Source organism: Methylosinus sp. PW1 (genome assembly GCF_000745215.1).
Lineage (GTDB): Bacteria > Pseudomonadota > Alphaproteobacteria > Rhizobiales > Beijerinckiaceae > Methylosinus.
This window is the reverse complement of the sequence record NZ_JQNK01000009.1, coordinates 617,164-633,323: the sequence shown is the minus strand read 5'-3', so window position 1 is coordinate 633,323 and position 16,160 is coordinate 617,164. Positions and strand designations below refer to the sequence as shown.

The following is a 16,160-nucleotide window of genomic DNA, read 5'->3' as shown; positions in this document are numbered from 1 at the left end:
TTCACTTCGCTTGTCCCACCTGTCCCACCTGTCCCACCTATTTCGCCTGGTATCGACCCAGCCAAACCTCTCGCAGGCGTGCGCGCGCGTATACGCGAGGGAAAAGGTGGGACAGGTGGGACAGGTGGGACACTTCCCACAAATTCAAAAACTTGCATGCGTCCCACCTCCGCCGACAAAAGTTGCGAGGTGGGACAGGTGGGCGCTACAGCGCCGTCTCCGCCTCCCCGCTTCCATCGCCGGCTGGCGGCGAGCCGTCATCGTCGCCCCATTGATAGGACTGCCCGATCTGCGCCTCGAAGGCGGCTCGGCATTCGGCGAGGGGCGGGAAAACCCAGCAATAGACGCGCTTCGACTGGACGAGAGGTCGCCCGTCTTCGCCGATCGCCTCGACTTCTTCGAGCGATTTCACCCTGGCCATATTGGGAAGGAGACGTTTCATACGAATGCCGAATTCCGTCTCGGCCGCCTTTCGCCGCACGCCGATGCGTTCCGTGCTGCGCAGATAATCGTTGAACAACGTCACGATCGGCACACGATGCCGCCAAGCGACAGCGCGATGCGTCTGCGTCCCATTCTCGAGCCGCGCTAGCCACCAGGAGGCGATCGGATCGAGCGATCGTATCTTCTGCTCGAGCAGCGCCTCTGTGCGCGGGATCGATCGCAAATTCGGCGCGCCCGGTGCGTCGAGCTCGCAATCCAAGAGATCGGCGAGCAGCGCCTCCAAGCCGCCGCCCTCCAGCTCCTTCCACATTTCGGCGAAATAGCCGTGATTTTCCTTCACCCCGTCGCCGACATCGAAGACGGCGAAGCGACGCTCATCCATGCCCGCCGGAACAACCCAATCGCTATTCGACGTGAAGATCAGCCGCACATAATTGTTGAGCCTTATCGGATCGACGCCCTTCGCCTCGATCATCTGCTTGGGCGCCGTGACGAGGCCTTTGAGCCGACCCTCTGCGCCTTTGTCGCCGGCCCAGACGCCTTCGTCGACTTGCAGCAGCAGGCAGCTCGCCATATGCGCGTTGAAATTGCCGATCACATAGCGTTGATCGTCGACAAGAAAGTAATGCGCTGCGATCATCTTACCGATCACATCGCCGATCGTGCTCTTACCGACGCCCTGCAACCCCCGCAGCACGATCGCCGTGCCGACGCGATCGCGCGGCCGTTGCAGCAGATGCGCCAGCCAATGCCATATCCACTCGAAATGAACATTATCGCCGAGACAGATATTATTGATGAGGTGATCTCGAAAAACCTTATAGCGCTTCCATCTCTCCGCTTTCGGCGTGACGCGATCCGGCGCGATCGAAAACCCGCGATAGAGATTGATATAGCCGGGCGTGCCCTCCACCTCGTCTGGATTGGGCCAAAACTCTATTCCGACATAGGTCAGCCGCTCCTTATGACCGAGCCAATAAGGCCCGAGCTTCACGAAAACGCGCACCGTCTCCCATGTGCCGTCATCCTGCCGCTTGCGCCGTGGAACCGAGGCGCCGCGATTGTGCATATAGGCCTTGAAGGCGTCGAGCGAGAGCATCCGCAGCCGATCCTCCGGAGGAGCCTCCGGCTGCGTTCGAATGACGATCGCGCGGCTGCCGATCAGCACGAAAGCGAATTCGCTATTCAGCCGATCGATGACGCTGCCGTCGCCGTCACCGCCATCATCATCGGATGGCGGCGGCGGATCTGGAGGCTCTTCCGGCGGCTCGCGCGGCGGCGCATCGTCCCCCGAGGAGGGAGGCGCATCGCCGGATTTCGCGCCGCGCGGAAAGGCGAGAATTTCCGCCGTCTCGACGATGCGAACGATTTCGTCGGAGGATGTCATTTCGCTGCGGCCGCCTCACGATCGAGACATTCGATCTCTTTCTGAATCACAAGGAGAGCGCCGAGGATTTTTTGTTTCGCAGCCAAGTGAGAGAATGAGACGGCGGACGGTCCAGGAAGAGGACCGACTTTCGGCTTGTTGGCCTGCTCTTCTCGTATTTCGCCAATCCTTCGATATACGTTGTTGAGCTCTATCCTTCCCTCCTCGGCGACATTGTAATTATACGCTTCGCCGAGGAGCGCCAGAGTGAGAATCACTCCACCGATTTCTTGCCGCGCCGAGCCCACTGGGCGCGCGAAAACATAATCGACGAGCTGGATTGCCTCTTCTCGCGTGCAATCACAAGCGTGGGCCAGCTCGAGAGCCTCTTCGAGAAAGCGATGCGTGCGCTCTGTTCGATCGAGAGCGACGCCCTCACCGAAACAGTCTTTCGCCCATCGCACGACCAGCGTCTGAAACCGCCCGGTCAGAAACGTGTCGCGGTCATCTTTTCGCGACGTAATCCTTTTCGAACAATCCCGGGCAAGTGAATTCACGCGATCGAAAATCGTTCCGCCGCCATAGCAGCCGCGTGTCGCTTTCTCGATTTCCTCGAGCGTTTGGATGACGTCTGAAAACAGCTCTTGATATTGTGTCGTCACGCCGCGACCCTCCCCGTCATTCTCATCTTATTGAAATCATCGCCCGCGCGGCTCATCGCGAGATAAATCGCGAGCCGCGGATGCGCGGCGGAAAAGCGCTTTCCCGCGCGCTCCATCTTCAGCCTGGTCGCGAAGGCCTCGCTATCGCCATCGCCGAGCAGAAACAGCTCCTCGACGCTCGAAGGCACATCGATCAGCGGCCAGTCGTTTTCGAAATCCACATCGGCAGAGCCGACGAAGACGGCGCGCGCGCGCCCGTGAGCGTCGGGCTTCGTCTCCGTCGGATGACGCACGCGCCCCTTCGCCTTGCCGCAGAGATTGTCGAGATCGACGGAAGAGCGGAACTCCGCGCCATCGAGCAGCGGCGAGCCTCTTTCCGCGAGAGCGTCGAGCACGGAGATCACCGTCTCGATTCCTTCGCCGATCATCAGCCGCCGTGGCGCGCCGCTCGCCGGCCGCAGCAGAATGGAGCCGCCTTTCTTCGAGCCTCGCACCTTCTTCGACGGCAGCTCCTTGCCCTTCGCATCGAAGATCGCCGCCTTGCCTTTCTCGGTCGAAAGATCGATCCACGTCTGGTGCACGCCGCCGAAGCGCCCATCCGGCCTTTCGATCGCCGCCACCATGGCCGGCCCCTCATGGACGATCTGACCGCCCGGCTTGTCCCAGAGGGCGAGACGCTCCGCGAATTTCAGCCTCGCGCCCGCCGGCAGGGAAAGCCCGCGATGCGCGAGATAGGCTTCGACCAGCGTCCCCTGCGCCGGAACCGCGCGCCGCCATATCTTCCAGGCGCGGCGCCGCTCATCCTCGCGAAACTGCTCCGTGACGCGCGCCTGGCGCACATCTTCTTCCGCTCGCTCGCGCGCCTCCCGCGCCAGACGCTCTTCGCGCGCGCGCCGCTCGGCCGCGCTCTCCGCCGCCGCGCGCCCTGGCGGCGCCCGTCCGGTCAGCGCCTCGCAGGCAGCGATGAAATCCGTGCCGTCGATATGCATGGCGAGCCCGAGCGCGTCGCCGCCGAACCCGCTCTTGCGGCAATACCATTTGTTCTTTTTCACATTGACCGAGAAACGATCGACGCCGCCGCAACCAGGGCAGGGCCGCCCCTCATCGCCCGGCGGTATCTTGATCGAGCGCCGACGGCAGAATTCCGCGACCGTCACGCGCCGCGCCTCTGCGATCCAATCCTCGAAATCGACGTCGCTCACGCCGCCTCCGAAAAATTGCAGTTGAAGAAGCCCTGCGCGCCCTTCACAGGCCGCAGATCGTTCGAGGCGCGAACATCGAGCATCGGCCATGCGAAATTGGCGTGTTCGTCGCGCGCGGAATCATTGACGAACGCGCCGCCGAATTCATGAACGATGCGCTCGGCGCGGATCGGCGCGCCGAGCGTGGCCACGCCGAGAATGCAGGACAATGGCAGGCATCCCGGCTGCGCATGCCATTTCTCGAGCAGCGGCAGCGCGATTTCGGATCGCAGCGCCGTCGTCCATGGCTCGCGACCCTTCAAACGAAAGATGAGATCGGCGATCTCCTCCCGCTTGACCTTGCGCGCGCCGGCATGGAGCGCGATGCGCTGTCCGACCACCGAGCGCGGAGCCTCCCAGCTGCGAAACTCATACGGCTTCGCGCCGGCGACGATCAGCGAGCACCAGGGCTGCCAGATGGTGAGCGCCTTCATCACGCCGCCGCTCCGCTATCCAGCAGGTCGAACATCGTCGGCGCGCCGATCTGTCGCTCGGCCGCTTGCAGATATTTGACGCCGTCGAAAAAATATTTATCCGACAGCTCCACCGCGCGACCGCGGCGCTTCAAATGCAGCGCGCGAAACGGCACGGTGAAAAGGCCCCCGAACGGGTCATAGACCAGCTCGCCCTCGCGGCTGTAGCGCTGGATCAAGCGATCGACGATATCGAATTGCAGCGGGCAGACATGCTGCTCGCGCCCCGCCGCGCTCTGCGCGCCGTTGAGGGTCCGCATGCGATTGACGTCGTGCCAGACATCGGGATCATGCGAGCCCGGCGCCAGCGCCATGAAGGTCGAGGGCAGCGCGCCGCGCGCCTCCAGCTCCTCGCCGATCCGCACATGCGTCTCGTAATCATAGACGCGCGCCAGGCTCCATTGCGTGAACAGCTTGGCCAGCGAGCCGGGATCGATATGGGCCAGCTCCTCGGGCGTCGCCAGTCGATCGCCCGAGGAGCGCCAGAACGCATGCGCATCCACCTGCCAGCGCGCCAGCGACGAGGCGCCGCTCTCGCGCTCGCGCGTCACCGGCGCATCGGCATAGCCGCGCGAGCGATCTGTCTGCCGCTTGCGCATGAGGATCACATATTCGGGCGAGCCGACGCCCATTTTCGTCCCGTCCTTCAGCATCTCGGAATAGCCGAGGCGGTAAGTCTGATTATTCTCGCGCACGACATCGGTGACGACGGTGATCATCCCCATGAACTGAAAGCCGTGGCGCTTGTAGTGAAAGATCGTCTCGGCATGGAAAGGCGAGATCGTCGGCACGCCTTCGCCCGTCACATTGCCGAACAGCACGCGATCCTTCACATGAATCGCGGCGATGCGGCCGGGCTTCAGCGCGCGCAGCAGCTCCGGCGTCAGAAAATCCATCTGCTGCCAAAAATGCGCATTGTCGTCGGTGTGGCCGAAGTCGTTATAACTCGGCGTATATTCGTAATGATTGGCGAAAGGGATCGAGGTGACGATCAGATCGAGCGAATTTTCCTCGAGCCGCCGCGCCTCGTCCACCGTGTCATTATTCGCGACCTGCCATCCTTGCCCGGAGGCCTCGATCCGCTCGACGCCGATCGTGCGCGCCAACGTCTCGTTCATGGCGACATCGTTCAAGCCATATTTATGAATGATCTCGGTCATGGTCGCCCTCAGCTCGCCGTCGCGCTTCCACTTCGCCATCAGATCTCGATAGACCTGCCGCTCCGTATCCGCATAGACGACATCGACGCGCACGCGCTTCTTCTGCTGGAAGCGCTGGATGCGATGCACGGCTTGAATGAAATCGTTGAACTTGTGAGACACGCCGCAGAAGACGGCGCGATGGCAATGATGCTGCATGTTCGGCCCGGAGCCGAGCATGATCGGCTTCGCCGCCAGGCGTCTCAGATTGCCATCGGCGAAGCGCTGCATAATGTCGTCGCGCACATTCATCGCCTGTCCGCCATAGACGGAGACGACATCCGGCAGCGCCTTCTCCAGCGCCTTCCGCTCATCCTCGAGATCATGCCAAAGCAAAAAATGATCTTGTGGATCGGCGCCGACGATCTCCGCCGTCTTGGCGATCCGCGCGGAAAGGCTGGCGCGGCGCGCCCGCGCCGCCTCGCCGAGATCGCCGGCGGCGTCGCCGAACAACTGGCCCTGGCCATTGCGCTCGAAGCGATAGCCGTCGACCTTGGTCGAGACCTCATGCGCGACCAGCTCGAAAGGCGGCAGGTCATAGCCCTCGTCGGAGAAGCCGAGATCGCTCGGCTTCTCCAGAAACACCGCCCAGCTCGACACCCACAGCCAGAATTCCCGCTCCTTATGCGGATAGAGCGTCAGCTGATTGGCGCGCGTCGAATCGCGCTGAAAGAAGCGCGTGAGCGCCTGGCCCGTATCCATCACGCCGAGAAAGCCGGCGTAATGAATCAGCTCCTTATAGCGGTTCGGCGAGGGCGTCGCCGTCGCTACGAAGCGAAAGCGCACGCGATCGAACAGGGTCAAAAACGTCTGATAGGTCTTCGAGCCGAAAGACCGCAGCACGCTCGCCTCGTCGAGGCTGACGACGAGAAATTCATTCGGATCGAGCTTGCCGTCGCGAACCGGCTCATAATTGGTCAGATAGAGGCCTTCGGCCTCGCATTCCTCGATGCGGCTGATCTTCCTGATCTCGACGCCGAGCTTCTCGCGCGCGTCGAGAATAATATCGCGATGCACGCCATAGGGCGCGACGATGAGCCCACGACCGCCGAATTCCTCCTGCAGCGCCCGCAGCAGCTCGATCTGTATAATGCTCTTGCCGAGGCCGAAGCGCGCGAATATGGCGCGCCGGCCGCCGCGCGCCGCCCATTTGACGAGCGCACCCTGATGGCCGAGCAGCGCGGGCGAGAGATCCTCGTCCCGTACCTCTATTCCGCTCTTGGGCGCGAGCCTTATTTTGGCGCGCAGAAAATCGAGATAGGGATCATCGCCCATGGCGCGCCCCATTCTGGCAGGCCGGAGCGGCGGCGCGCAGGCGGCGGCGCATAGCGGCGGCGGCCTCTTCGCCTTCGCGCTCGGCGATGGCGAGATAATCGAGCTCCCAGCGCTGCGGCACCCAGCGCGGCACTTCGATCCAGGCGCGCGCCAGATCGGCCTTCAGCTGTCTCGCGCCGCTGCGGCTGCTCATTGCTGATGCTCCGCGATGAGATCGAGAATGAAGCCGCCGAGGCCCTGCGGCTTGCCGCCGGCCGCGCGCGTCATCGCCTTGCGCAGCAGATCGAAAGGCGCGCGATGACGCAGCCCGATCGAGAGCGCTATGCCGAGATCGCGCGCATAAATGTCCTGCGCATTATCGAGCTTCAGCCCATTGAGAAATATCTCGCCGAGGCGGCCGTCGGAATAAAACCCGAGCGTGCAAGAAAATTGCGTGCCTTCGAACTCGAATTCGAACGATTCGCCCGCGCGACGATCGGGCAGACGCTGCGGCGCCTCGGTGAGCCGCGCGATAATTCCCGCGGCAATGGACATATAGAGGCGCGCCGAAGTCGAATCGCACCAGCCGCTATCGATGAGACAGAGACGAAACGCCTCTATTTCTTCCTGAGAGAGGGGAGCGCCGACAGCGAGGCGCCCGGCGAGAGCGCCGATCTCGTCGAATTTCATGCTCGCCTCCCGGATGCCCGGGCGCGCTTGGCGAGAATGGCCGTGCGGCCGCTGTCGCGCAGATAGGTCAAAATCTCGCGGCCATCGGCGCGCAGCTCGGCGAGCGCTTTGCGCAGCTCATGATGCGACGCCACATCGCGGACGAAGAGCCATCCTTCCTCGAACATTCGCGATAGCCATTCGCGCTCCGAGCAATTTCTCGCTTTCTGCAGGCTGCTCATCCGAGTTCTCCCCTATGCGCGCGGCACGCCCAAATCATTTCTTCGGGACGAAACGGCGAGCCGCGCCCAAATGGCGCGAGCGCGTCGTCGCAGACGAAGCAGCGATGCAGAATGCGCGCGCGACCGTCGACGATGACGACGCCGCCGCGTGACGACGGCGCCGGAGGATCCTGCGACGGCGCGGCCGATGGAGAGGAGCCGAAGAGATCGCTCATCGGATCACCGCCCTTTGCCGCGGGACTTGCGCGGCTCCGGCGGCCGGAAGCTGATCGCATGATGCGCCTCGCAATAGAGCGGGCGACGCGTCGGCGCGCCGCAATAGCAAAAATCCTCGGCGCGCGGATCGCCCAGCGGATAGCGGCAGAGCCCGTTGCGCAGCTGCAGAATGGAAATTCCAGCGCTGGCGATCGTTGGCTCCGCGTGCGCCGCTGCGATGATCTCGCGCGCCTCCGCGACCGCCTCTGCAAACGGCCATTCCGCCTTCGGCTCCGGCGCTAGAGCCGGCGCTATGGCCAATTCCTTCGGCTCGGCCGAGGGGGGGGGTAGGGGCCTTCGTCGCCTTCACGCGCGCTAGTTTCGATCGCGTGGCGCGGCCGACGCCCTTGCCGATGAGGCCGATATCTCGCAGCCGCCCGATGACGCCATTCTTGGAAATGCCCGAGCCGAGCCGCGCCGCGATCTCGGACGCCGGAACGCCGTCGAGCCAGAGCCGCTTCAGCGTCTCGTCATGCGCGAGCCATTTCGATCGGGGTTGCGCGAGCGCCGCTTCCGCCATCGCTCAGCCCACCAGCTCGCGTAGCGCCGCGCGCTGCGCTTCCATTTCGAGAATTTCGTCGCCATCAGACGCCAGGACGCCGAGGCGAACCATGTCCAGTTCGTGGGAGAGGCGGGCGATTTCATTCTCAATCTCTCGGACATAGGCAGCCTGAAGAACGCCGAGCACCCAGCCGCGCACGCCCTTGGTCCGGCGATTTTTGATATTCTCGAGCGTGCCGGGCGCGAGCCCCGTGCGCCGGGCGACGATGCGCCGCGCTTGCAGACGCGAGACGCCGGAGCGTCGCGCCTCTCTCTCTTCCAGCTCGCCGGCCCATCTGCGGGCCGCCTCGTCCAATGCGACGACTGACATTTTATCATCCGCCAGATGATGTTTCATCATTCCGATCCGTGCTCCACTCCTTGTCATGAGGAGAGAGCACGATGGAGATGAGACGAGACCTTGCACCTTCCGCTTCGCCGCGAGGCCGCCAAGCACAGGCGGCGAAGCTGATGTTTCTCTTTACGACCGTCCGGGGCCGGCTCAGCAGGCCGGCCCCAGCGGTCGGATCGTTGCTCCACGAGACAAAGGCGTTGCAGCCACGATCAAATCCGCCCACCTTTCAGGACGCGCTCTCGCGCGAATTGAGCCGGTGCCACCGCGGCCTAATACGGTTGCCGCCGGAGCGGCTGGCGACCCCTTTTCCCGAAGCATCGAAGGACGCCTTCGGGCGGGGACCGGGTAGCCGGCGGACCGAAGTCCGGCGTTCGGCGCACCTCTTCGCGCTCTCGCGCAAATTCATCCCTCTGCGCATGCCCGCGGGGACGTATCCCCGCGGGCCGGGGGAGGGGCGGGCGCAAGATCGCTGCGATCTCGCCCGCCATCCGCGCGCGCCGCTCCACTGGCCGCGCGAAGCTTCGATTTTTCCGCCGTCTCGGCGGCGCGCTTGCGCCTCTCGGCGATCGCCGCGCGCACCGGTCCGATGGCGTCGGCGAGCGTCGCGGCGCAGGAATCGCCGAGCCGCATGCGCCCGATCTTGCCGTCCACCTCGAAGAGAATGACGAGATCGCCCGTCTCCTCGCCGGTCTCGCAATTGCGCCAGGGGCCGACGGAGATCAGCGTCCTCAGCTTCGCCGTCCGCGCGGCGACGCGCCCGCTCACGAGCGCAGTCCTTCGAGATCGTCGGCGACGATCGCGTCCGCGCAGGCGGCGAGAAAGGCGAGGAGATCGACGAGGCGCGCGCTCATGCGTCAGCTCCTTCGGATTGGAGATTGGCGATCGGCCGCGAGACGTCCTCCGGCCACGCCGCGCCGGCGGGCCAGCTATCGGAAAACGACGAGATGGCGCGCTGAATTGTGCGCGCGCCCATGTCGCTCCCCTTACGAAGCTCTCCGGCCCGCGTGCCTTTGCTCAGGAATTTTGCTGAGACGGTCGCCTCGGCGAGGCCAGTCGCAGCGCAATAGGCGTCGATGACGCGGAGGAGGTGTTCGATGCTCATGGGTCATGAGGCTAGCGTATTTTTATACGCCGTCAACGTAAATTTCTCTGGTCGCTGTGCGTATCGGAATACGCGATAAATGGACATGGACGGAATCACCAATCCGATCATCGCGGAGATCAAGCGACGCGCCGAGGCGAAGGGCCATTCCCTGACCTCGGCGGCGGTCGCCGCTGGGCTATCGGATACGACGCTGACCAAGCACAAGAATTCTGCGACCGGCCCGAGCATTGCTTCCCTGAGCAAGGTCGCGAAGCTCCTGGAGTGCAAGGTGGAGGATTTCCTGGTGTCGCCAGGCGCGCCGCAGACGGCGACCGTCGAAAAAGATATCAAGCCCGTAGAAATGCGCCGAAGAGGCGCTCCGCGGCGAAAAGATATTCCGGTCCGCGGAACCGCGGCGGGATCGGCTCTCAATGGTTTCGAGATTTCTCCGAACGTGATCGAATATGTCCATAGGCCTCCGGCCCTCGAAGGCGTCGACGATGCTTACGCCATCTACGTCGTCAGTAAATCAATGATCCCCTTGCACAATCCGGGCGATTTGCGGTTCGTGCATCCACATCGCATGTGCAAGCCGGGCGATTCTGTGATTATTCAAATTCAGCTTCGGCCGGGCGCGCCGATCGAGGCCTATATCAAAACCTTTGTGCGAGAAACAAAAGACGAAATCGTCGCGCATCAGTTCAACCCGATAGCGGAATTGAAATACAAGAAAAGCACCATCTACGCCTTGCATAAGGTTCTCACCATGAATGAGCTTTTCGGAGTTTGAAAACTCATTCCATGCGTTTCCGATATAGCCTTCTTCCAAATCCTCGATATTCAGGATCGACGCCGAATGCGTCTTTCGCTTCGACCATAATCGCGGTCGATCCGTCGTCCTTCACAACATGGCGCATGGCCGAATAGACGAACCGGATCGTCTTGCGGCACGCCGAGCTATCGAGCCGCCGAATTCGATCGCAGTCCCGACGCAGCGCCCCAGCGGCGGCTTCGGGCATGATCATTGTGAAATCGACGCGCGCCGGCCCGGCCAAGCAGCGATAATCGCCCACATCCGCGTAAAAGCAGCTCATGCGAGCGCTGACGATCTTCCCCGCCCACCGCCGTGTCTGAACCGCGAGATCGTCGCCCTCCAGCCTCACGACGTCTGCGTCGGCGGCGTCGAGCAGATCATCGGTTCGATCGGCGACCCTCTCGACGAAATCAGACTCCGCCGTCGTCGTTTTCGCAGGCTTCCAAAACAATGTGGAGATCGCCGCAATCGCCAAGACAATCAATATCGACTTTTTCATCACGCGCCTCGTCGTCACGATGCGCGATGGAATCTGCATGAGAGCGGGCGGCTCCGAAACCATATAAAAATACGTTATCGCTTGACAGCGTATTTTTATACGTTAGCCTTCCCTCCATCGCACCACCGCGATGGAGTTTCAAATGCGCTGCTCGGACGAATTTCCCTCATCCCCCGCCAAATCCCGCCGCGGCTTCGCCTCGGTAGATCCTGACAAGCAGCGCGAGATCGCCCGTCGCGGCGGCTGCGCTGTTCCCGCCGAGAAGAGGAGCTTCTCGCAAAATCCCGATCTCGCCGCTTCCGCCGGCCGCAAGGGCGGAACCTCGGTCGCGCCGGAGAAGCGCAGCTTCTCGCGCGATCCGGCGCTCGCCTCCGCCGCCGGCCGCAAGGGCGGCTTCGCCAGCCACAAGAAGGTGAGCCGCAGCGCATGATCGACGCCGCGCGCGCCTCGGCCCTCACGCTCGGACCAGCCTCTCTCGCGGAGCTTTGGAACGCGGCGCGCTGGCCGCAGACGCGCGCGGAAATGGTCGATCCTCTGCTCGTCACCTGTCGCCTCGCCGAGGACATCACCGCTCTTTTCGAGGCGCGAGAAGAGCTGTCGCCACAGGCGCTCGCCGCGCTCGGCTGGCCCGAGCATGTGGTGCGGTCCTATCTCGATATGGCATGCGAGCACGCCGCCGCCATTTGCGCGCGCCGCCTGCAATTGCGGCGCGCCGAAATGCTCGCCGCCGCAATGTCCGATCCCATCGTCGCCAGGGAGCCGGAGCCGCTCGTCTTCGATCCCGATCCGCTCGCCGCGCCGCCGGAGATTTCGGCGTCCATGCCGCTCGGCCTTCTGGCCCTCTGCCTCGGCGCCGCGCTCGGCGCGGTCGCCTCTCTCGCTTTCACCGCCATCACCTCTTTCGGAGGCTGAAATGTTCCCGATCGCCTTTCCCGCTCACCTTGCCTATCTGTTCAGACCCCTGCCGGAAGCGCCGCGCGAAGGCGCCATGATCGAGCTCGAGGATATGCTCTGGCGCGATCTGCGCGAGGCGCGTCTCGCTCGCGACGCGGGCAATCTCCACGATCTGCGCTTTCACATCCTGCGCCTCTCGGCGCTGGAGCCGCCGCCGCGCCTGCCGCGCCGCGCCCGCCTGCGCATGATCATGCGTCGCAATGAGGCCGTGCTGTCCCTGGGCAAGGAGCTCCTCGCCCTCGCCGACGCCGCCCGCGCGCCCCGAGCGATGGAGGGCTGACCGATGGAGACGCAACAATCGACCGCGGACAGCATCCTGGACAAGCTGACGCCGCGCGAGCGCCAGGTCGCCGTCCATATGGCCAAAGGCCTGCTCAACAAGCAGATCGGTGAGATTCTCGGCGTCAGCAACAGGACGGTCGAGACGCATGTCCTGCATATCAAGCTGAAGATCGGCAAAAACATCACCAAGACGCGCGCTTCCATCGTCTTGAGCGAAGAGCTGAACAAAGAGGCGGCGAGAATAATCGAATCCGCCGCGCCGCCTGCGTTGCGTTCCGCCGCCGATCTTCTCGCCGAGCCCGGAGTCTAACGATGGACACGCTGCCCCTGCACAAGATCGCGGGCGTCTCGCGTTTCAACGCCCGCCGCGACGAGCCGGCCGCGCCGGAGGAGATCGCCGAGCTGGCCGCCTCCATCCGCGAGCACGGCGTCATCGACCGGCTGCTGCTGCGGATCGAAGACGGCAAGACGGTCGCGCTCGACGGCGGCCGGCGCTTTCAGGCGTTGGCGTCGCTGGTCGAGCATGGCGACATCGGCGTCGATTGTCCCGTCCCCTGCGAAATCTTCGAGGGCTCGGACGAGCAGGCCGCCGAGGTCAGCCTGATCTCCTTCCTTCAGCGCCGCGATCTTCATCCCGTCTCCGAGTTCGAACAGTTCGTGCGCTTGCACGTGAGCTTTTTCCTCGATGCTGAGCAGATCGCGCGCAAGACCGGCAAAAGCCTGCGCTATGTTAAGGACCGACTACGTCTCGGCCATCTGTCGGCGAAGGTGCGCGATTACTGGCGGCGAGGCCGCATTGGCGCCGAGTTGGCGCGCGCCTTCGCCACTGCTTCCAGCCCGGAGCAGCAGGACAGCGAGCTGGACGAGCTCGAAGAGCAATGCTGCGGAGACTTCTCGCTCGCCGAGCCGGAAGAGCTGCTCGAGCGCCTGCGCGGCGAGTCCGTGCGCGAGACGAATTATCTCGCCGTCTTCGTCGGCAAGGAGGCCTATGCGGCCGCGGGCGGCGCGCTCGACGAGCAGCTACTCGAGGGCCACAGCTGGTTTCTCGACGGCGCGCTGCTGAAACGCATGGCCGAGGAAAAGCTCGAGGGAATCGGCGCCGCCATTGTCGCTGCGGAAGGCTGGGGCTGGGCCTGCTACGAGCATAAGGACGCGCATCGCTGGAATGACGCGAATTTTGCTTTCGACGCCAGCGACGGCGATTACACTGAAGAGGAGATTGAGCGCCTCGACGCGATCGAGGCTCTGCCGCAGGCCGAGCGCCAGGCCGCAATCGACGAGATCGAGCAGATCGGGGCCCGCGCCATATTGCGCGCTATCTCCGCCGAGGATCGCGCCGAGCAGGGTGTCTATCTGTCGCTGAGCATCTCCACCGGCCGCGCCATCGTCGAGCGCGGCGTGGTCTATCGCGAGGCCGGCGTCCCGCGCCCCAGCGTCGCGCAGCCGGACGAGGATGCGCCGCCGGCCGCAACATCGAGGCCGCTTTCCGCGCCACGATTGGAGACCATCGCTTCCGAGCCCGGCGCCATGCCGTCGCTGCCCGAGCCGCCGGCGAAGGCCTTGCGCGCCGTGCTGGATGAGACCATGGACAAGGCGCTCGCCGATGTGACCGGCCGCAATGTCAGCCTCGCGCTCGTCTTTCTCACTGCCGCGCTCGGCTGCCGCTACGGCGCCGACACGCTCGATCTCTCGCGCGGCTATGGCGGAAAGGGCTCGACGATCCATTACGGCAAGCCGCGTAACGATCTGCTGCGCAAGATCAAGGAACAGCCTTTCGAGCAGGCGCTCTATAGCTGTTGCGCCGCGCAGCTCGACGATCCGAGCCTCGTCCCCGGCGCGCTCGCCGAGCTGACGGGCGGCTTCATTTCTTCGGCGCGCTCGAAAGATATTGATCTGCCGAGGCTGATGATCGGCGTCGCCTCGCGCTTTTCCGATATCTCCTCGGCGCTCGATCGCGCGCTCGATCGCGAGGCCTATTTCAAGGCCGAGAGCAAAAATCATGCGCTCGCCGCCATAACGGCGATCGACGGCGACGCCTCCGCGATAGCGGCGAGCAAGCTGAAGAAGGACGACATTGTCCAGTGCGCCGCTCTGCTCGCCAAGGATCGCCATTGGCTTCCCGATATTCTCGCCGACGCCACCCGCGCGCGGCCGAAGGATAGTCGCTCGACCGCGCAGGCGATGGCCGAGGCGATCAAAGCCGACGAATTGCGAGAGGCCGAGGCGAACGAGGCCGAGGATGAGGAGATCGACGATGTTCGCCTGCTCGATGAGGAAGAGGCCGAGGAGGCTCCATTTCTGGCGAATTCTGGCGGCGACGCGCAAGCGTCATCCGCGCCTGCTCATGACGCGCCTGGCGATCGTGATCCGGGCGAGCGCGACGATCCAGCGCGCGGCCAAGCTGAAAAAGATTGGACGATCCGCATCGGTGAATCCTCCGCGCATCATTCCGCGCCCATGCTCGCGCGTTTTCTCTCCGCCAATGTCGAAACAGTCGACGGCGCGCGCCTCAAGGCGAGCGAATTGCGCGAAGCCTATCTCGCGGCGCAAGGCGAGCAGGTCTCGATAAACGAGATCGGCATGCTGCTCAAAACGCTCGGCGTCGAGAAGCAGCGACAAAAGGATGGAATCTATTACCTCGGCCTCGCGTTGAAGCCCGCGCGCGCCGCCGCAATCGCTGCGGAGTGACGCTATGCCGGACAGCGTCGAATTCCCTCCCGGCGCCGTCGCCGATCGTCGCGAGCGACGTCTCGCGCTGCATGCGCGCTATGTGCGTCAAATCCTCTGCGAGCGCTTTCCTCTCGCTTTTCGAGGACGAGGCGCGAGCAAGCCGCCACTGAAGATCGGCATTGGCCGCGATGTGCAGCTCGCCATGCCGGAGCTGCCGCCGGTGGCTCTTGTCGCGGCTCTGCGCGACTACGCCTCCGGCCCGACTTACTGCCGCAATCTCACCGCAAGCGCCCAGCGCATCGGTCTCGACGGCGAACCGGCCGGACAGGTCAGCGAGACGGAGGCGAAGCAGGCTGAGCTGCGCATGGCCGTTTTTCGCAAGAAAGTCGCCGTGAGCGGAAGCCCGGCGCAAGAGAAAGGCGAGGCGATATGAGCAAGAAGGGGCTTTGTTTCCCGGGGACGCGTCCCGCCGATCGGCTGACGCCGGCGGAAGAGCAGGTCATGTGCCTCGCCGCAGGCGGCATGACGCGCAAGGAGATCGCGGCCGCGCTCGCCTTGCGCGACAAGACGATCGACAATCGCTTTCTCACCATCTTCGATAAGCTCGCCGCGCGCTCGATGAGCGAGGCGGTCGAGGCTTGGAGATCCTTGCGGGAGGCTGCTTGATGGCCGGCTCCGTCAACAAGGTCATTCTCATCGGCCATCTGGGCCGCGATCCGGAGTCTCGCACGACCGGCGCCGGCTCGCGCGTGGTGATTTTCTCGCTCGCGACCAGCGAAAGCTGGCGCGACAAAGACTCCGGCGAACGCCGCCAGCGCACCGAATGGCACAATGTCGTCGTCTACAACGAGCCGCTCGGCAAGATCGCCGAGCAATATCTGCGCAAGGGTTCGCTCTGCTATCTCGAAGGCCAGCTCGCGACGCGCTCTTACACCGATAAGGATGGCGTCGAGCGCAAGGTCACAGAGATTTTGCTGAAGGCCTTCCGCGGCGAGCTGGCGCTGCTCGACCGCGCCGAGCGCGCCGCGCCCGATGAGAGCGACTACGGCCGCGAGAGCGCGCGCCGCCCGCACGACGATCCGCGCATGGCCATGGGCGATACGCCGCGCGCGCCGATCTCGCAGCAGATCGACGACGACATTCCCTTCTGAGGAGAT

24 protein-coding genes and 1 pseudogene are annotated in these 16,160 nt (G+C 63.9%); 9 read left to right on the top strand and 16 right to left on the bottom strand.

Going from position 1 to position 16,160, the window contains the following annotated elements:
- Nucleotides 1–205: 205 nt before the first annotated feature.
- The 14 genes and pseudogenes from K369_RS12290 to K369_RS12235 all read right to left on the bottom strand — a co-directional run bounded on the left by K369_RS12290 (nucleotide 206) and on the right by K369_RS12235 (nucleotide 9,802).
- Nucleotides 206–1,831 (bottom strand): primase-helicase family protein, encoded by a 1,626-nt coding sequence (locus K369_RS12290; protein WP_051949243.1) that lies wholly within the window; start codon nucleotides 1,829–1,831, stop codon nucleotides 206–208.
- The gene (locus K369_RS26480; protein ID WP_156967869.1) at nucleotides 1,828–2,088 is read right to left on the bottom strand and encodes a hypothetical protein; all 261 of its coding nucleotides are present in this window, start codon (nucleotides 2,086–2,088) and stop codon (nucleotides 1,828–1,830) included. The genes K369_RS12290 and K369_RS26480 overlap by 4 nt, the downstream gene beginning before the upstream one ends.
- 380 nt (nucleotides 2,089–2,468) lie before the next feature.
- The gene (locus K369_RS12280; RefSeq protein WP_036291545.1) at nucleotides 2,469–3,674 is read right to left on the bottom strand and encodes a hypothetical protein; all 1,206 of its coding nucleotides are present in this window, start codon (nucleotides 3,672–3,674) and stop codon (nucleotides 2,469–2,471) included.
- The gene (locus K369_RS12275) at nucleotides 3,671–4,150 is read right to left on the bottom strand and encodes a hypothetical protein (protein ID WP_156967868.1); all 480 of its coding nucleotides are present in this window, start codon (nucleotides 4,148–4,150) and stop codon (nucleotides 3,671–3,673) included. Before K369_RS12275 ends, K369_RS12280 begins: the two co-directional genes overlap by 4 nt.
- The gene (locus tag K369_RS12270) at nucleotides 4,147–6,660 is read right to left on the bottom strand and encodes a DNA methyltransferase (RefSeq protein WP_051949520.1); all 2,514 of its coding nucleotides are present in this window, start codon (nucleotides 6,658–6,660) and stop codon (nucleotides 4,147–4,149) included. The genes K369_RS12275 and K369_RS12270 overlap by 4 nt, the downstream gene beginning before the upstream one ends.
- Nucleotides 6,650–6,853 carry a hypothetical protein gene (locus tag K369_RS12265; protein ID WP_036291541.1) on the bottom strand — a complete coding sequence of 68 codons (204 nt, stop codon included), beginning with the start codon at nucleotides 6,851–6,853 and terminating at the stop codon, nucleotides 6,650–6,652. The genes K369_RS12270 and K369_RS12265 overlap by 11 nt, the downstream gene beginning before the upstream one ends.
- Nucleotides 6,850–7,329, bottom strand: coding sequence for a hypothetical protein (locus K369_RS24670; protein WP_051949241.1), 480 nt, complete (start codon nucleotides 7,327–7,329; stop codon nucleotides 6,850–6,852). The genes K369_RS12265 and K369_RS24670 overlap by 4 nt, the downstream gene beginning before the upstream one ends.
- Nucleotides 7,326–7,550: a hypothetical protein gene (locus K369_RS12255; protein WP_036291540.1), complete on the bottom strand. Its 225-nt coding sequence runs from the start codon at nucleotides 7,548–7,550 to the stop codon at nucleotides 7,326–7,328. The genes K369_RS24670 and K369_RS12255 overlap by 4 nt, the downstream gene beginning before the upstream one ends.
- The gene (locus K369_RS26475) at nucleotides 7,547–7,765 is read right to left on the bottom strand and encodes a hypothetical protein (protein ID WP_156967867.1); all 219 of its coding nucleotides are present in this window, start codon (nucleotides 7,763–7,765) and stop codon (nucleotides 7,547–7,549) included. The genes K369_RS12255 and K369_RS26475 overlap by 4 nt, the downstream gene beginning before the upstream one ends.
- Before the next feature lie 4 nt (nucleotides 7,766–7,769).
- The gene (locus K369_RS27960; RefSeq protein ID WP_036291537.1) at nucleotides 7,770–8,066 is read right to left on the bottom strand and encodes a GcrA family cell cycle regulator; all 297 of its coding nucleotides are present in this window, start codon (nucleotides 8,064–8,066) and stop codon (nucleotides 7,770–7,772) included.
- 37 nt (nucleotides 8,067–8,103) lie between these two features.
- Nucleotides 8,104–8,325: pseudogene (locus K369_RS28265) on the bottom strand (GcrA family cell cycle regulator); the annotation flags it as partial.
- A 3-nt stretch (nucleotides 8,326–8,328) separates the two neighbouring features.
- Nucleotides 8,329–8,676, bottom strand: coding sequence for a hypothetical protein (locus tag K369_RS12245; RefSeq protein WP_156967866.1), 348 nt, complete (start codon nucleotides 8,674–8,676; stop codon nucleotides 8,329–8,331).
- 426 nt (nucleotides 8,677–9,102) lie between these two features.
- Nucleotides 9,103–9,465 (bottom strand): hypothetical protein, encoded by a 363-nt coding sequence (locus K369_RS12240; RefSeq protein ID WP_036291533.1) that lies wholly within the window; start codon nucleotides 9,463–9,465, stop codon nucleotides 9,103–9,105.
- Nucleotides 9,466–9,547: 82 nt separating this feature from the next.
- Nucleotides 9,548–9,802 carry a hypothetical protein gene (locus K369_RS12235; protein WP_036291531.1) on the bottom strand — a complete coding sequence of 85 codons (255 nt, stop codon included), beginning with the start codon at nucleotides 9,800–9,802 and terminating at the stop codon, nucleotides 9,548–9,550.
- An 85-nt stretch (nucleotides 9,803–9,887) separates the two neighbouring features.
- Here K369_RS12235 and K369_RS24665 point away from each other — a divergent pair, with 85 nt between their 5' ends.
- Complete coding sequence (locus K369_RS24665; RefSeq protein WP_198033110.1) at nucleotides 9,888–10,574, top strand: helix-turn-helix transcriptional regulator; 687 nt, start codon at nucleotides 9,888–9,890, stop codon at nucleotides 10,572–10,574.
- Nucleotides 10,575–10,578: 4 nt separating this feature from the next.
- On the opposite strand, the gene K369_RS26470 is transcribed toward K369_RS24665, so the two are convergent.
- Both K369_RS26470 and K369_RS26465 read right to left on the bottom strand, forming a co-directional pair.
- The gene (locus K369_RS26470) at nucleotides 10,579–10,809 is read right to left on the bottom strand and encodes a hypothetical protein (RefSeq protein ID WP_156967865.1); all 231 of its coding nucleotides are present in this window, start codon (nucleotides 10,807–10,809) and stop codon (nucleotides 10,579–10,581) included.
- A gap of 199 nt (nucleotides 10,810–11,008) precedes the next feature.
- Complete coding sequence (locus K369_RS26465) at nucleotides 11,009–11,239, bottom strand: hypothetical protein (protein ID WP_156967864.1); 231 nt, start codon at nucleotides 11,237–11,239, stop codon at nucleotides 11,009–11,011.
- Here K369_RS26465 and K369_RS12220 point away from each other — a divergent pair, their 5' ends adjacent.
- Genes K369_RS12220 through ssb form a run of 8 tightly spaced genes read left to right on the top strand, consistent with a single transcriptional unit; the run spans nucleotide 11,240 to nucleotide 16,154 of the window.
- On the top strand, nucleotides 11,240–11,527 hold the full coding sequence (locus tag K369_RS12220; protein ID WP_036295010.1) for a general stress protein: 288 nt from the start codon (nucleotides 11,240–11,242) through the stop codon (nucleotides 11,525–11,527).
- The gene (locus tag K369_RS12215; RefSeq protein WP_036291529.1) at nucleotides 11,524–12,009 is read left to right on the top strand and encodes a hypothetical protein; all 486 of its coding nucleotides are present in this window, start codon (nucleotides 11,524–11,526) and stop codon (nucleotides 12,007–12,009) included. Before K369_RS12220 ends, K369_RS12215 begins: the two co-directional genes overlap by 4 nt.
- A gap of 1 nt (nucleotide 12,010) precedes the next feature.
- Nucleotides 12,011–12,331 carry a hypothetical protein gene (locus K369_RS24660; RefSeq protein WP_051949239.1) on the top strand — a complete coding sequence of 107 codons (321 nt, stop codon included), beginning with the start codon at nucleotides 12,011–12,013 and terminating at the stop codon, nucleotides 12,329–12,331.
- A 3-nt stretch (nucleotides 12,332–12,334) separates the two neighbouring features.
- Nucleotides 12,335–12,643, top strand: coding sequence for a LuxR C-terminal-related transcriptional regulator (locus tag K369_RS24655; RefSeq protein ID WP_051949238.1), 309 nt, complete (start codon nucleotides 12,335–12,337; stop codon nucleotides 12,641–12,643).
- Nucleotides 12,644–12,645: 2 nt separating this feature from the next.
- Nucleotides 12,646–15,021, top strand: a complete 2,376-nt coding sequence (locus tag K369_RS12205) for a ParB/RepB/Spo0J family partition protein (RefSeq protein ID WP_036291527.1) — start codon at nucleotides 12,646–12,648, stop codon at nucleotides 15,019–15,021.
- Between the two features lie 4 nt (nucleotides 15,022–15,025).
- Nucleotides 15,026–15,436 carry a ProQ/FINO family protein gene (locus K369_RS24650; RefSeq protein WP_051949237.1) on the top strand — a complete coding sequence of 137 codons (411 nt, stop codon included), beginning with the start codon at nucleotides 15,026–15,028 and terminating at the stop codon, nucleotides 15,434–15,436.
- Nucleotides 15,433–15,669, top strand: coding sequence for a response regulator transcription factor (locus K369_RS12195; RefSeq protein WP_036291524.1), 237 nt, complete (start codon nucleotides 15,433–15,435; stop codon nucleotides 15,667–15,669). Before K369_RS24650 ends, K369_RS12195 begins: the two co-directional genes overlap by 4 nt.
- Nucleotides 15,669–16,154: a single-stranded DNA-binding protein gene (gene ssb, locus K369_RS12190; protein WP_036291523.1), complete on the top strand. Its 486-nt coding sequence runs from the start codon at nucleotides 15,669–15,671 to the stop codon at nucleotides 16,152–16,154. Before K369_RS12195 ends, ssb begins: the two co-directional genes overlap by 1 nt.
- Nucleotides 16,155–16,160 lie beyond the last annotated feature (6 nt).